Here is a 12,755-nt window from a genome sequence, read left to right as displayed (position 1 = left end):
TGAAGGCGACACGCAGTCAGCTCACAGGAGGTCGGACATGTCAGCTCCGTTGCAGGGCAAGGTCGCACTGGTCGCCGGTGCGACCCGGGGCGCCGGACGAGGAATCGCCGTGGAACTCGGCGCGGCCGGCGCCACGGTCTATGTCACGGGCCGCACCACCCGCGCCCGCCGCTCGGAGTACGACCGGCCCGAGACCATCGAGGACACCGCCGACCTGGTCACCGCCGCCGGCGGCCGGGGTGTCGCCGTCCCCACCGACCACCTCGACCCGGCGCAGGTCCGGGCCCTGGTGGACCGGATCGCGGACGAGCAGGGCCGCCTCGACGTCCTCGTCAACGACATCTGGGGCAGCGAGAAGCTCTTCGAGTGGGAGACCCCGCTCTGGGAGCACGACCTCGACAACGGCCTGCGCCTGCTCAGACTCGCCGTCGAGACGCACGCCATCACCAGCCACCACGCCCTGCCCCTGCTGCTGCGCAACCCCGGCGGCCTGGTCGTCGAGGTCACCGACGGCACCGCCGAATACAACGCCGCAAACTACCGAAACAGCTTCTTCTACGACCTCGCCAAGGCGGCCGTGCTGCGCATGGCCTTCTCCCTCGGTCACGAACTCGGCCCGCGCGGCGCCACCGCCGTCGCCCTCACTCCGGGCTGGATGCGCTCGGAGATCATGCTGGACGCCTTCGGAGTGCGCGAGGAGAAGTGGCGCGATGCCCTGGAGCACGTCCCCCACTTCGCCATCTCCGAGACCCCGCACTACGTGGGCCGCGCCGTGGCCGCACTCGCCGCCGACGCGGACGTGGCGCGCTGGAACGGGCAGTCGCTCTCCAGTGGCGGACTCGCCCAGGAGTACGGCTTCACCGACCTCGACGGCAGCCGCCCGGACGCCTGGCGCTACCTGGTGGAGGTCCAGGACGCGGGCAAGCCGGCGGACACGGCCGGCTACCGCTGACACCCACAGGACCTGACCTCCGTTATCAACCGCTGTGCGGAGACATGCCCCACCTCGTACCGGTGGGGTATGTCACTGTTCCGTCGCAGCGCGGCCGACAGTACAACCGGAACCCGCCCCCGCCCGTCTAGCTGGCAGACATCGCACACTCAAACTTCCGCGAAAGGGCATGACCAGCCATGGGGGACGTACGCAGACGGAGTGCCGTCGCACTGGGGATCACCGCGCTGGTGGCACCGCTCACGCTCGTGCTCGGCGCCACGCCGGCCGCCGCCGCGAGCTGCACCACGCAGACCGGCCCGTACCAGAAGCAGGTGGAGAAGTTCCTCGGCCGTCCGGTCGACGGCAGGCAGTCCGCCGCCGACTGCAAGGCCATCAAGGCCTTCCAGACCAAGCACGGCATCTCCCCGAACATCGGCTACGCCGGGTCCGTCACCTGGGGCGTGATGGACCTGATGCAGAAGCAGAAGGCCGTCGGGAAGAACCCCAACAAGGACGGCAAGTGCCCGGTGAACAAGGGCCGGATCGCCTGTGTGAACCTGACGCTCCAGCTGAGCTGGATCCAGGACGGCGACAAGCTCGTCTACGGCCCCGTCCCGGTGCGCACCGGCCGCGACGGGTACGAGACCCGCACCGGCCTGAAGAAGATCTACTGGCGCAACATCGACCACGTCTCGTCCATCTACGACGTGCCGATGCCCTACGCCCAGTTCTTCGACGGCGGCCAGGCCTTCCACTCCGTCGGCGTCAGCATGTGGAACCCGCCGGGCTCGCACGGCTGCACCAACATGACCAAGACCGACGCCAAGAAGTACTGGTCGCTGCTGAAGAAGGGCGACGACGTCTTCGTCTACGGCCGCAAGCCGGGCACCTGATCCCGGGCACCCGGCCCGCACCGGACGCCCCCTACCGCGGGGCGTCCCCGAAGTCCGGGATCTCCAGCCTGACCCCGCCCTGCCGCGCCGACTCGTGCGCGATGATGCCCGGCAGGGTGTAGCGGGCGGCCACCCAGGCGTTCACCGACGGCAGCGTGCGGTCGTTGACGGCGGTGACGAAGTCGTCCACCAGGAAGTGGTGGCTGCCCTCGTGGCCGTTGTGGAGGTGGTCGAACTCGCGCGGCAGTCGCGCCCGGTCGTGCACGGGGGCCGACCCGGACGTGAAGGCGGCCCGCAGCTCCGGTGCGATGTGCTGGAGTGACGGGTCGTCAGGGGACATGGTGGGCTTGGGCTCCAGCAGTTCGCTGATGTCCTTCACCCCCTGCTTGTCCTGCCACAGGGCGACCGTGGCGAGCTGCTCCATGCTCGCCTCGGTGCCGAAGAAGCGGAAGCGCGACTCCCGTATGTGCGAGGGGTAGCCGACCCGCCGGAACTCGTTCGTACGGAACGAACCGCCGCCCGCCACCTCGAAGAGGGCGGTGGCGTTGGAGACGTCGTTGCCGAACTGGCTGACGTCCTTGTCGAAGACGCCGTCGCCCCGGTCGTCGACGACACCGATCGCCGACACGCTCACCGCGTGCGTCTTCCAGGCGCCCAGCACCCCGCCGACCGCGTGCGTCGGGTACAGCAGCGGGGGATAGCTGGCGGTCGCCTTCCAGTTCTCGCCGCCGCTGTACTGGTAGGCCTCGTAGAACCCCAGGTCCATGTCGTGGACATAGTCGCCCTCGGCGTAGAAGAGCCGCCCGAAGGCGCCCTCGGCGATCTGGTTGCGGGCGTGGACGGTGGCCGGGTTGTACTCGCTGGTCTCGCCCATCATGTAGGTCAGTCCGGTGGCCTTGACCGCGTCGATGATCGCCGCGATCTCCTCCGTGCTGATCGCCATGGGAACCGCCGAGTACACGTGCTTGCCGGCGTTGAGACCTTGGAGCACCAGCGGCCCGTGCGTCCAGCGCTGGGTGAAGATCGCGACGGCGTCGACGTCCTCCGACTCCAGCATGGCCTGGTAGGACGGGAAGGTGCCCGCCAGCCCCTGGGCGGAGGCGAGTTGTGCGGCCCTCTCGGGCAGCAGATCGGTGACGTAGACGGCGCTGACGCCGGGGTGGGCCTGGAACAGGGTGGCGAATTGGCCCGAGAACTGTCCGGCGCCGACGATGCCGAGGGAGAACGTCATGGAACGCGTGCCCTTCACTGGGAGAGGATCAGGTTGATCTGTTCATTGGTCTGGTCGAGGCTGCTCACGGGCTTTCCGTTGCCGTAGATGTCCTCCATCGCGGGCGCCATCAGCGCTGTCATGTCCGCCGAGTAGCTGGCGATGGGATAGGAGAAGGTCCGAAAGCGCTTCTTGTCGGCCACGGGCTCGGTGAAAGCCGAGACGTCGATGCCCTTCTTCCGGTACGCGGCGACGGCCGCCGCGGTCCCGGCCGGGGTGGCGGGGAAGACGACCCCGGACGCGCCGACGACGGTCTGGCACCGGTCCGAGGCAAGGTAGGCCACCCACTTGCGGGCGCCCGCCTTGTTCTTGGAGGCCTTGGTGATGGAGTCGGCGAGGCCGTTCATCATGGTGGCGCGCTTGCCCGTCGGGCCGGCCGGCGTCAGGGCGGTCTTGATGTCCTTGCCCTTGAAGCCCGCGTACGTGGAGATCATCCAGGCACCGTCGAACGCCGTGGCCGCCTTGCCCGCCGCGACCTGGGTGTTCGCCTGGTTGGACTGGACGTTGTAGTCGGACAGGGGCGGCATGTAGCCCTTCTCCGCCAGGCCGAAGTACCACTGGATCACGGACTGGAAGGTCTTGCTGTCGTACTGGTACTCCGTGCCCCAGCGCGGCTTGTCGAGGTAACTCCAGCCGGCGGAGGCGGCGAAGTTGCTCCACTGGGTCTGGCCGTCGCCGAACCCGCCGCCGTTGCTGGCCAGGCCGTACACCTGGACGTTGTTCTTGTCGAAGCCCGGCTCGTCGCCGCGCTTGCCGTTCTTGTCGACGGTGAGACGCGCGATGGCCTTCTCGAAGGTACCGCCGTCCTTCGGGTTCCAGGAGAGGTCGTTGAGCTGCTCGGCCGTGAGACCGGCGTCCTTCGTCAGCTTCTCGTTGTAGAAGAGCGCGACGGTGTCCCAGTCCTTCGGCGCGCCGTAGCGGTGGCCGTCCTGGCCGACCCAGTTGGCGGCGAGGCCCGGCTGGTAGTCGGAGTCCTCGATGCCGAGGTCGTCCAGCGGTTCGAGGACCTTCAGGTCGGCGAACTGCCCGAAGTTCTGGATGTGGTCGGTGAACACGTCCGGCTGGGTGCCCGCGATGAACCCGGCGGTGAGCTTGGTCCAGTAGTCGCTCCAGCCCAACTGCGTGATCTTCACATGGAGTCCGGGGTTCTCCTTCTCGAACCCCTTGGCGCAGGCCTGGTAGGCGGGCAGTTGGTTGGCGTCCCAGAGCCAGTACGTGACGGTGTGCGCGGAGGACCCGGCGGCACCCCCCTGCGCGCACCCGCTGACCAGGGACAGGGCCAGCGCTCCGGTCGTCGCGACGAGCGGACGAAGTCGAATTCGCATCACGGTCCCCTTACTTGATCCCGGTGAAGCCGATGGAACTGACGATGCGGCGGGCGAAGCAGGAGAACAGCACCAGCATCGGCAGCGCGGCGATCAGCGTCGCGGCCATGAGCCCGGACCAGTCGACGCCTGTCGCCGGGGTCTGCGCCCGGAAGACCGCCAGCGCCACGGTCAGCACCCGCGAGCTGTCGCTGTAGGAGACCATCAGCGGCCAGAAGTAGTCGTTCCAGGAGGTGATGTACGTCAGCACGGCCAGCGTGATGATCGGCGTGGACGCCATCGGCAGGACCACCCGGAAGAAGATCTTGATCTTCCCGGCGCCGTCGAGCAGCGCGGCCTCCTCGACCTCCCGGGGGATGTTCATGAAGAACTGCCGAAGGAAGAACACCGCGAACGGGGTCATGAACAGGCTGGGCAGCGCGATGCCGAGCAGTGTGTCCACCAGGTGCAGTTGCTTGATGAGCACGAAGTTCGGCAGCAGCGTGAAGATGGTCGGCACCATCATTCCGGCCAGGAACAGCCCGAACACCTTGTCCCGGCCCCGCCAGCGCAGCCGCGAGAAGGCGTAGGCGGCCATCGCGGAGAAGAAGATCTGGCAGCCGGTGATCAGGGTGGAGACGAGCACCGAGTTGAGCAGGTAGCGCCAGAAGTCCAGGCCGCCGCCCGCGCCGCCCTGCGCGATCGCCTCCTCGGCCGGCTGGAGGCCCAGGGCCCGTTCGAAACCGCTGGTGGTGAGGTCCACCGGCAGGGGGTTGGTGGGGTCGGCGTTCAGGCCCGCGTTGGTGGACAGGGCGGTACGCAGGATCCAGTAGAACGGCAGCAGGGTGATGAGGACGATCAGTCCCATCACGGTCCAGGCGGCGGCCCGCCCGAAGGGGAACCTGCGGCGCACCGGCCGCAGGGTCGTCGGTGTCGTGGTCGTCACGGCAGCCATGGCGGTCTCTCCCTTCCGTCAGCCGAGGTCGGTCCGGCCGGCCCGGGTGAGCCGGTACTGGAGGATCGTGATCGCGCTCAGCACGACCAGCAGGGCGACGGACATGGCCGAGGCGTATCCGAACTGGAAGCGGCCGAAGGCCGAGCCGTAGATGTAGTACTGCAGGACATTGGTCGCGTTGGCCGGGCCGCCCGCGGTGGTCACGGCGACGGTGTCGAACACCTGGAACGACCCGATCACGGTCATGATCAGCACGACCGCGAGCACCGGCCGCAACAGCGGCATGGTGATCCGCCAGAACATCCGCCACTCGCTCGCGCCGTCCACCCGGGCCGCCTCGTACATGTCGTTCGGGATGGCCTGCAGACCGGCGAACAGCAGCAGGGCGGTGTACCCCACGTGCCGCCACACGTTGATGAGCGCGATGGTCGGGATCGCCCAGGTCTCGTCGGCGAGGAACGGGATGCGGTCGGCGCCGAGGCCGCTGACGATCTCGTTGCCGATGCCGAGCTGGGTGTCGAGGATCCAGAGCCACACGAGACCGGCGACGACGTTCGACATCAGATACGGCGTCAGCACGATCCCGCGCAGCATCGCCGACCGGGTCAGCCGCTGGAGCAGGACGGCCATGGCGAGCGCCGCGACCGTCTGGACGCCGATGTTGATGACGACGTACTCGACGGTGACCCACAGGGAGTCCCAGAAGATGGGGTCGTTGACCATGCGGACGTAGTTGTCCAGGCCCACCCACTCCGCCGGTGTCAGAAGGTTGAAGCGGGTGAAGCTCAGATAGATGCCCCGCAGGGTCGGCCAGAGCAGGAAGACCAGGAAGCCGAGCAGCGCCGGCGCGATGAAGAAGGCGGCCAGCCGCCCGTCCCCCCGGTCCTCGCCGGACACCCCCTGCCGTGCCCTGGCCCTGCTCTCGGCCTCCGCGGCGCCGCCCGTGGGCAGACGCGACGGAGGACTGCTGGAGGCGATGGGCATCGGGAGACTCCCTCGCTGCGGCGGCTCGTCCTCTGGCGGTGACTTACTTTTGGTGCGAAACAATTGCTGCGTCAAGGGCCCTGCAAACATCTTTTCCCAGGAACCGTCACCGGCCTAGAGTGGTCCTGTTGGTTTCAGTGCGAAAAAAAGGCTGAGGGAGTCGGGACGTCCATGACCGAAGGCACCGCCGACTGGTTGCCGCTGAGCCCGGGGGAGCGCTCCGTGGCGATCGAGGTGCTCGTCCACGGCCCGCTGTCGCGCACGGAACTCGCCCGCAGGATGGGCCTGTCGGCGGGCAGTCTCACCCGGCTCACCAAGCCTCTGATCGAGTCGGGCCTGCTGGTCGAGGTATCCGAGGCGGGAGTGCCCGCACAGGCGCGGCAGGGCCGCCCCTCCCAGCCGCTGGACGTCGTCGCCGACTCGGACTTCCTCCTCGGCTTCAAGATCACCGAGGACACGGTCTACGGCGTGGTCACCACCCTGCGGAGCCACATCGTCGCCCGCCACGACCGCCCGCTCACCACCCACGACCCCGACGAGGTCGCCGACGTGCTGGCCGAGATGACCGCCGAACTCGCCAAGGCCCACCCCCGGCTCGCCGGGATCGGCATCGGGGTCGGCGGCTTCGTCCTGGACCGTGCCGTGGTGGGCGAGTCCCCCTTCCTGCTGTGGCGCGACGTCCCCCTGGCCGACCTGGTGGCGGAGCGCACCGGGCTGCCGGTGGTCGTCGACAACGACGTCGCCGCCCTGGTCGAGGCCGAGACCTGGTTCGGTGCCGGGCGGGGCCTGGACCGCTTCGCCGTCCTCACCATCGGCGCCGGCCTCGGCTACGGGCTCGTCCTGGGCGGCAAGCGAGTGCCCTTCGCGGAGGAGGACCGGGGCTTCGGCCGGCACTGGATCGTGGACCCTCACGGGCCGCTCACCCCGGACGGCAGGCGGGGCAGCGCCGTCTCGCTGCTGACCATCCCCAGCATCCGCTACCAGATCCGGGCCGCCACCGGCAGCGACCGGACCTACGAGGAGATCCTCGCGCTGGCCGCGGCCGGGGACCCGATGTGCGCCCGGGTCGTCACGGAGGCCGCGCGGGCCCTCGGCACGCTCGTCGCGCAGATCTCCAACTTCGTGATGCCGCAGAAGATCCTGCTCGCGGGGGAGGGGGTGGGGCTGATGGACGTGGCCCGCACGACGGTCGAGGAGACGGCCCGTGACCACCGGCACCCGCTGGCCGCCCCGGTCGACCTGGAGACGAAGGTGTCCGACTTCCACGACTGGGCCCGTGGTGCCGCCGTGCTGGCCATCAAGGTGCTGGTGCTGGGATCGGCCGAAGCGTGAACGATGGTGAACGCCTCGGCGGCGAAAGGTACTCACAGGCGGTGGATGTGAACAGGCTCACGTTTACCGGGAGATGGACGTGATCAGTAACACTGTCCGAAATGCACCATTAGTTCGTCTTCACTCACATCGCCTTCACGTCCGGCGACGTATGCTTCACAGCATGTCCACCACCGTTGAAACATCATCCGAGCGATCGGCTGACGAGGTCAACGAGGAGATCCGTGCGCTGTGGCGCCGGTCGGGCGGGACACTGAGCGTCGAGCAGCGCGAGGAGTACCAGCGGCTCGTCCTGGAGTGGGCCTCCGCGGCCCCGCAGTAGGAGTCCGCGGCCCGCCCCTCGTCCTGGCCCGTCGACGCATCGGCCCCTCGCCAAGGGGCACCCCTGATCGAACGGGTGCCCTTCTCGCGCTGACCTCGGCCGTCGTCTACGGCATCGTCGTTCCCTGCGCTCTAGGCTTCGCTCGAGCAGGGCGGTACCCCCGGCGAGCGGCGTGCCGTCCCGGCGCGGGCATCACAGCGCCGTCACCTTCTACACCGGCCGGCCTGGCGATCGTCGACATCGACGCCCCCCGGCCGAGCCTCCGCCCGCGACCACATCCTGCCAGGCATCCCATCGGGGACCAGGTCGATCTCACCGGCCTGGTTACCGGCATCGAGATGGCCTCCCGCCTCATTGAACCCGCTCTCCTCGTGCTCGCCGTCCGCGGGCGCATCAAACGCTGACCGTCCTGAACCGGCCTGACCGACTCCCGTGCACGGTGCGACCGAACCGTTGCCGGCTGCGTGCCTTACTTGCCTGCACCGTCGGTCAAGCCCCTGAACTGCGGGCCGACGGCCGCAGGCTGGCGGCCACACCCATTCCGCCAAAACCGGCCAGAAGAGAGGCGGATAACCAATGGTGGTGCTTTCCCCATTACCTCCACACTCTTTGCATGCCCACGACAGCCGGGTCGTGGGAACAGGGGTTAGGGGAACATCCATGTCAGCACTGACTCGGACCGGGTTGACGTTCGCGGCCACTGCCGCGCTCGTCGTCCCCATCGTTACGGGTGTAACCGCCGGCACCGCGGCGGCGCACGCTTCGTGCACTTCGGCACGCCCTGGTGATCGTGACTCCAGCTCCTGGAACGCCACGGGCAGCGACAGCCGGATGCGCAGTGGTTCCAGCACGAGCTGCCCCATCAACAGCACCGCCCGCCCGGGCGACCGGCTGGACTATCACTGCTACACCATCGGCAGCGATGGTTACAGCTGGACGTACGTGCGTAATGACACCCGGAGCCCGGACACGTACGGATGGATCCGCGACGACGTTCTGTCCGACGGCGGGAGCGCTGTGTCGTGCCCCGAGTTCGACTGAAGCGACGTCTCGGCGCGATGCGCTGACCAGCTCCACCAAGGGGCCCGCAGCCGCACCGGCCGCGGGCTTCTCCCGTGCCCAGCGGGTTGGGAGTCAAGACTGGTAGGTGCGGATGTTGAGGTGTCGTCCGAGCGCATCCGCCCCAGCGGGTCGGCCAGCAGGAAGGCGAGAGGGGTGATGCCGTAGCCGGCGTCGAGGGCGATGAGAACCGGTAGGTCCCCACCGCAGAACGACGAAGCCCCTGGCCGGCTCAAGGAGCTGACCACGGGCGGACCTTGACGCCAAGCTCAGGTGCCGCTGTCGCCGGAAGAGGCGGAGTGGGTGGGCAAGCTCCTCGCGGGGGCCGGGCTGCTCCAGCAGCCCGGCCCCCGTCCCCCGGTTTCCCCCGTTGTTCTCCTGCGGATCTAGCTCATGGAGTCCGAGGCGCAGCGGGACCCGCTGTCCCACGGGTACTTCTTGCCCAGGCAGACGTACAGATGGACCGTCCCGCTGCCCGCCCCGTTGGACTCCCAGGAAATGGGCTCCCCACCGGAGGTGGAGGTGTCGTCCACTGCGAGCGGGCCGTAGCGGCCGTTCGCGTCCACGACGTACGCGCGGGCCGCGGCACCGTCGGCCTGGTGGTCCTGTACGTAGTTGTAGTAGCCGTCGTCGAAGTAGGCGTGTCCGCTGCTGGGCTTGCACACGGTCGCCCGAACGGTGCCGCCGGACAACCCCTGGGAGTTGGCCACGGTGGCGCGCACCGTCTCGCAGCGGACGGCGGCGTGTGCCTGGGCCGGCAGCGCGAGGCCGAGGGCGAACAGGGCCGTGGTCGCTCCGGTCAGCAAGGCCGTGGCCCGCCAGGTGCCTCTTGCCATGGTTCGAGTCCCTTTCATTGGTTTTCCTGGTGGTCGGTGGCAGTGCTGGTGTGGGGGTCGGCGCCCGCGGGTCAGGCGGCCCAGCTGCCGGTGGACTTCGCGTCCGAGCGGAACTCGAAGGCGAACAGGGCGCCGTCCCGCACGTTCCTCGCGATGACGTTCCACTGCCCGGCGCGGGCGAGGGTGTAGTTCGCCTGGCACTCCAGGCGCCCGTTGGCCTCGAAGCAGACCTTCACGTAGCGGTTCGTGTTGGGCTTGATGTTGATGTCGGCGCACGCGCTTGAGGTGCTGAACACATCGCCCGCCGGGAGCCAGTACGTTCCGGCCGGCTTGAGGTAGCTGTTCGCGCTGCCGTAGCAGGAAGCCGGCGCGATGTCGTGTGCCTGGGCCGCCGGAGCGAGGCCGAGGGCGCCGCCTGCGAGTACGGCCGATATCGCGGTCGCGGCGATGCGCTGACGCATGGGCATGAGGTATCCCCCTGGGATCGACGAGTCGGGTGGGTGGGTGCTCCGGCCGGGGCAGCACCGAGCCTGCTGGGGCGGGCCGGACAGGGACAAGAGCCGTCGCTGTCCCGGACAGCCCACTGGCTGTCCGGCCTGGTCAGCGCTTTGTCCGGATCTTGTCCGGATCATGAGGACCGTGGCGGGAAACGGAATTGTGTGGCCGTTCGAGCAGGGCCGACGATGTGCGACATGGAGATCAGGGGGGACGCGGGCCCGCAACAGGCGTGTGACATTGCCGAGTTCATCGCCGCCATGCGGGAGCTCAAGGAACGGGCGGGGCTGACATACCGCCAGTTGGAGGAGCGTGCCGCTGAGCACGGCGAGGTGTTGCCGCGCAGCACCCTGGCCGATGTGCTGCGCGGCCGGACCCTGCCACGTCCGGAACTGCTGGCCGCCTTCGTACGAGCCTGCGGGGACGGCGAGCGGGCGGCGCAGTGGCTGGCGGCCCGGGACGGCCTCGCCCGAGGGGAGGTCACCGAAGCGAGAGGTGCAGATCCGAGGCGAGGCGTCCGCCTCGGCGCGCGGGTGTTCGGGGTTCCCGTCCTGCCGGCGTCGGTGGTCCTGGTGGCGATCCTCGCCGCCGCCGTCTGGGCTCTGGTCCCTTCCCGGGACGACGGCGGCTCGAAGGGCGTGGGGGGCGGGGGCCTCGCCGCGGCCGACGCGCGGTCCCAGTTGCCCAGGGGCCGTGTGCAGATCCGTCCGGTCCTGGCGGACGACCTTTGTCTGACGGACGGTTACAGCAGCCGGTACGAGTCACTGGTCGCCGTGCAGCGGCCGTGCGACGAGGTCGCGCCCCAGGAGACGACGCTGGTTCCGCTCGGCGGGAATACCTTCCGGATCCGCTGGTACCACCCCGACCACGGCCCCGGCTGTCTGAAGGCCCTGGCCGGGGGGCCGGGTTCCGGGCTGCTGGAGCCGTGGGACGACTGCGGTAAGGCGACCTCGTTCCAGATCGCGCCGGCCGGGCCGGACGGAAGCCGACGGTACTCGCTGAATATCGACGGCCGGGGCTGCGCGGCCATCAATGACGCGGACACCTCGGAGGGAGCCGAGGCCGTGGTGGAGCCGTGCCGTCCGAAGGACAGTCAGGTCTTCGTCATCCGGTCGGCGCCGTGAGCTCGGGAGTCAACCTCGCTGTTCGAACACGACCCGCTACCGTGCCTGCTGGCGTTTTGTCCCGATTCGACCCCGACATGGACGCGTGGATCGCGCGCGAAAGCGCCGGCCGGAGGTGTTCGAATCCGTAGGTGGTATCTCGAGCTCAGGCCGTGCGGGCACGCCTCGGTGAACAGCCGCTGCTCATCGGCTTCGGCCATCAGCCCACCTTCCGCGTACCTCTGGCCTGGCCCATTGAGTACGACCGCCGCGCCTCGTGGTCGTCCTCAGGAGGCAGCGGTACGGCACGGCCGTGCGAAGGCCGCTGTCGCGGCTGAGGTGATTGACATGAGCCGCAGCATCCGACCCCGACTGTGCGTAGCTGTCGCGCCCCACCGCATGGTAACGGCTGTTATCATGCCGGTATGGCGAAGACACAGCTGGGCGCGCGCGTGGATGAGGACGTTGCGGAACTCGCGAAGAAGCGCGCCGCCGACCTGGGACTGAGTGTCGGGGACTACCTCGCCAGGCTGGTACAGGACGATGCCAGCGGCCTGCGCGCCCGAGCGGTGGACGCGGCCGCCCGCTTCCTGGCCGAACACCAGGCGGTCTTCGACGAGGCCGAACAAGCCCAGCAAACGCCCAAGGGAGCCCGCGCGGCCTGATGGATCTGCACATCGACGTTCCCTGGATCCTGCAGGTCGCCGAGGCCGCCGGGGTGGACGATCCGGCCCCCGACGACTACGGCGTTCCCGTCTCGGCGGTCGCCCGCCACCGGGCCGAGCTGTTCGAGCAGCCCGTCTACGGCGGCCCCTACGCCAAAGCCGCCGCCCTGGTGCACACGCTGGGCCGGTGCCGCTGGCTGGAGCGCTCCAACATGGCCGTCGCCGCCGCGTCCGGTGTCATGTACCTCGAAGCCGCCGGGATCTCGGTCAAGCCCGGCCGTGAGGACGCCATCGCCCTGAAGGACCTGCTGCTTGACCCCGCCTGCACCGCGGGGAAGATCGCCGCTCTGCTGCGGACCTGGCCCACCACCACCTGATGCCCGCAGACCCCGCCCTCCGGGGTCGGGCGGGAGCAGGCCGCTCGCGCAGGGTGGTGAGCGACTTACCGCCGGCCTCGAGGCCCTGCCCGGCGAGCTACGGGAGCTGTTCCCACCGCTCCGGGGCGTTCAGGCTTTCCCGTGCCTGCTCGCCGGTGGGACAACCCTCCGCGATCTGCTGTCGGACAAAGGCATCTCCCCGCCAACCGGTGATCCTGAACAAGGA

General features: G+C 69.1%; 14 protein-coding genes. 8 read left to right on the top strand and 6 right to left on the bottom strand.

What is annotated here, in order from left to right; translation table 11 throughout:
* The first annotated feature begins 37 nt into the window (after positions 1–37).
* Positions 38–952, top strand: a complete 915-nt coding sequence (locus ACIQHQ_RS19390) for an SDR family oxidoreductase (protein WP_402613124.1) — start codon at positions 38–40, stop codon at positions 950–952.
* A gap of 179 nt (positions 953–1,131) precedes the next feature.
* Complete coding sequence (locus ACIQHQ_RS19385; RefSeq protein WP_402613123.1) at positions 1,132–1,827, top strand: L,D-transpeptidase family protein; 696 nt, start codon at positions 1,132–1,134, stop codon at positions 1,825–1,827.
* A gap of 31 nt (positions 1,828–1,858) precedes the next feature.
* Here ACIQHQ_RS19385 and ACIQHQ_RS19380 read toward each other — a convergent pair whose 3' ends face one another.
* The 4 genes from ACIQHQ_RS19380 to ACIQHQ_RS19365 are packed head-to-tail and all read right to left on the bottom strand — an operon-like array spanning position 1,859 to position 6,340.
* Positions 1,859–3,058, bottom strand: a complete 1,200-nt coding sequence (locus ACIQHQ_RS19380) for a Gfo/Idh/MocA family protein (RefSeq protein WP_402613457.1) — start codon at positions 3,056–3,058, stop codon at positions 1,859–1,861.
* A gap of 14 nt (positions 3,059–3,072) precedes the next feature.
* Positions 3,073–4,422: an ABC transporter substrate-binding protein gene (locus ACIQHQ_RS19375; RefSeq protein WP_402613122.1), complete on the bottom strand. Its 1,350-nt coding sequence runs from the start codon at positions 4,420–4,422 to the stop codon at positions 3,073–3,075.
* Between the two features lie 10 nt (positions 4,423–4,432).
* Positions 4,433–5,356, bottom strand: a complete 924-nt coding sequence (locus tag ACIQHQ_RS19370; protein ID WP_402613121.1) for a carbohydrate ABC transporter permease — start codon at positions 5,354–5,356, stop codon at positions 4,433–4,435.
* A gap of 18 nt (positions 5,357–5,374) precedes the next feature.
* The gene (locus ACIQHQ_RS19365; protein WP_402613120.1) at positions 5,375–6,340 is read right to left on the bottom strand and encodes a carbohydrate ABC transporter permease; all 966 of its coding nucleotides are present in this window, start codon (positions 6,338–6,340) and stop codon (positions 5,375–5,377) included.
* Positions 6,341–6,511: 171 nt separating this feature from the next.
* Here ACIQHQ_RS19365 and ACIQHQ_RS19360 point away from each other — a divergent pair, with 171 nt between their 5' ends.
* From ACIQHQ_RS19360 to ACIQHQ_RS19350, 3 genes are all read left to right on the top strand, one after another.
* A complete protein-coding gene (locus ACIQHQ_RS19360; protein WP_402613119.1) occupies positions 6,512–7,672 on the top strand; it encodes an ROK family protein in 1,161 nt (386 codons plus the stop codon).
* 163 nt (positions 7,673–7,835) lie between these two features.
* Positions 7,836–7,994: a hypothetical protein gene (locus tag ACIQHQ_RS19355; protein ID WP_180989589.1), complete on the top strand. Its 159-nt coding sequence runs from the start codon at positions 7,836–7,838 to the stop codon at positions 7,992–7,994.
* Positions 7,995–8,825: 831 nt separating this feature from the next.
* Positions 8,826–9,035: a hypothetical protein gene (locus ACIQHQ_RS19350; RefSeq protein ID WP_402613118.1), complete on the top strand. Its 210-nt coding sequence runs from the start codon at positions 8,826–8,828 to the stop codon at positions 9,033–9,035.
* Between the two features lie 404 nt (positions 9,036–9,439).
* Here ACIQHQ_RS19350 and ACIQHQ_RS19345 read toward each other — a convergent pair whose 3' ends face one another.
* A complete protein-coding gene (locus ACIQHQ_RS19345; protein ID WP_402613117.1) occupies positions 9,440–9,889 on the bottom strand; it encodes a hypothetical protein in 450 nt (149 codons plus the stop codon).
* Positions 9,890–9,960: 71 nt separating this feature from the next.
* Positions 9,961–10,356, bottom strand: coding sequence for a hypothetical protein (locus tag ACIQHQ_RS19340; protein ID WP_402613116.1), 396 nt, complete (start codon positions 10,354–10,356; stop codon positions 9,961–9,963).
* A gap of 225 nt (positions 10,357–10,581) precedes the next feature.
* Between ACIQHQ_RS19340 and ACIQHQ_RS19335 the strand changes: the two genes are divergently transcribed.
* The 3 genes from ACIQHQ_RS19335 (at position 10,582) to ACIQHQ_RS19325 (ending at position 12,529) form a co-directional block, all read left to right on the top strand.
* Positions 10,582–11,508, top strand: a complete 927-nt coding sequence (locus tag ACIQHQ_RS19335) for a helix-turn-helix domain-containing protein (RefSeq protein WP_402613115.1) — start codon at positions 10,582–10,584, stop codon at positions 11,506–11,508.
* 404 nt (positions 11,509–11,912) lie between these two features.
* A complete protein-coding gene (locus ACIQHQ_RS19330) occupies positions 11,913–12,152 on the top strand; it encodes a hypothetical protein (protein ID WP_402613114.1) in 240 nt (79 codons plus the stop codon).
* The gene (locus ACIQHQ_RS19325) at positions 12,152–12,529 is read left to right on the top strand and encodes a fic family toxin-antitoxin system, toxin component (protein ID WP_402613113.1); all 378 of its coding nucleotides are present in this window, start codon (positions 12,152–12,154) and stop codon (positions 12,527–12,529) included. The genes ACIQHQ_RS19330 and ACIQHQ_RS19325 overlap by 1 nt, the downstream gene beginning before the upstream one ends.
* Positions 12,530–12,755: the final 226 nt, after the last annotated feature.

Source organism: Streptomyces sp. NPDC092370 (genome assembly GCF_044755265.1).
Taxonomy (GTDB): Bacteria; Actinomycetota; Actinomycetes; order Streptomycetales; family Streptomycetaceae; genus Streptomyces.
This window is presented reverse-complemented; position numbering and strand designations above follow the sequence as displayed.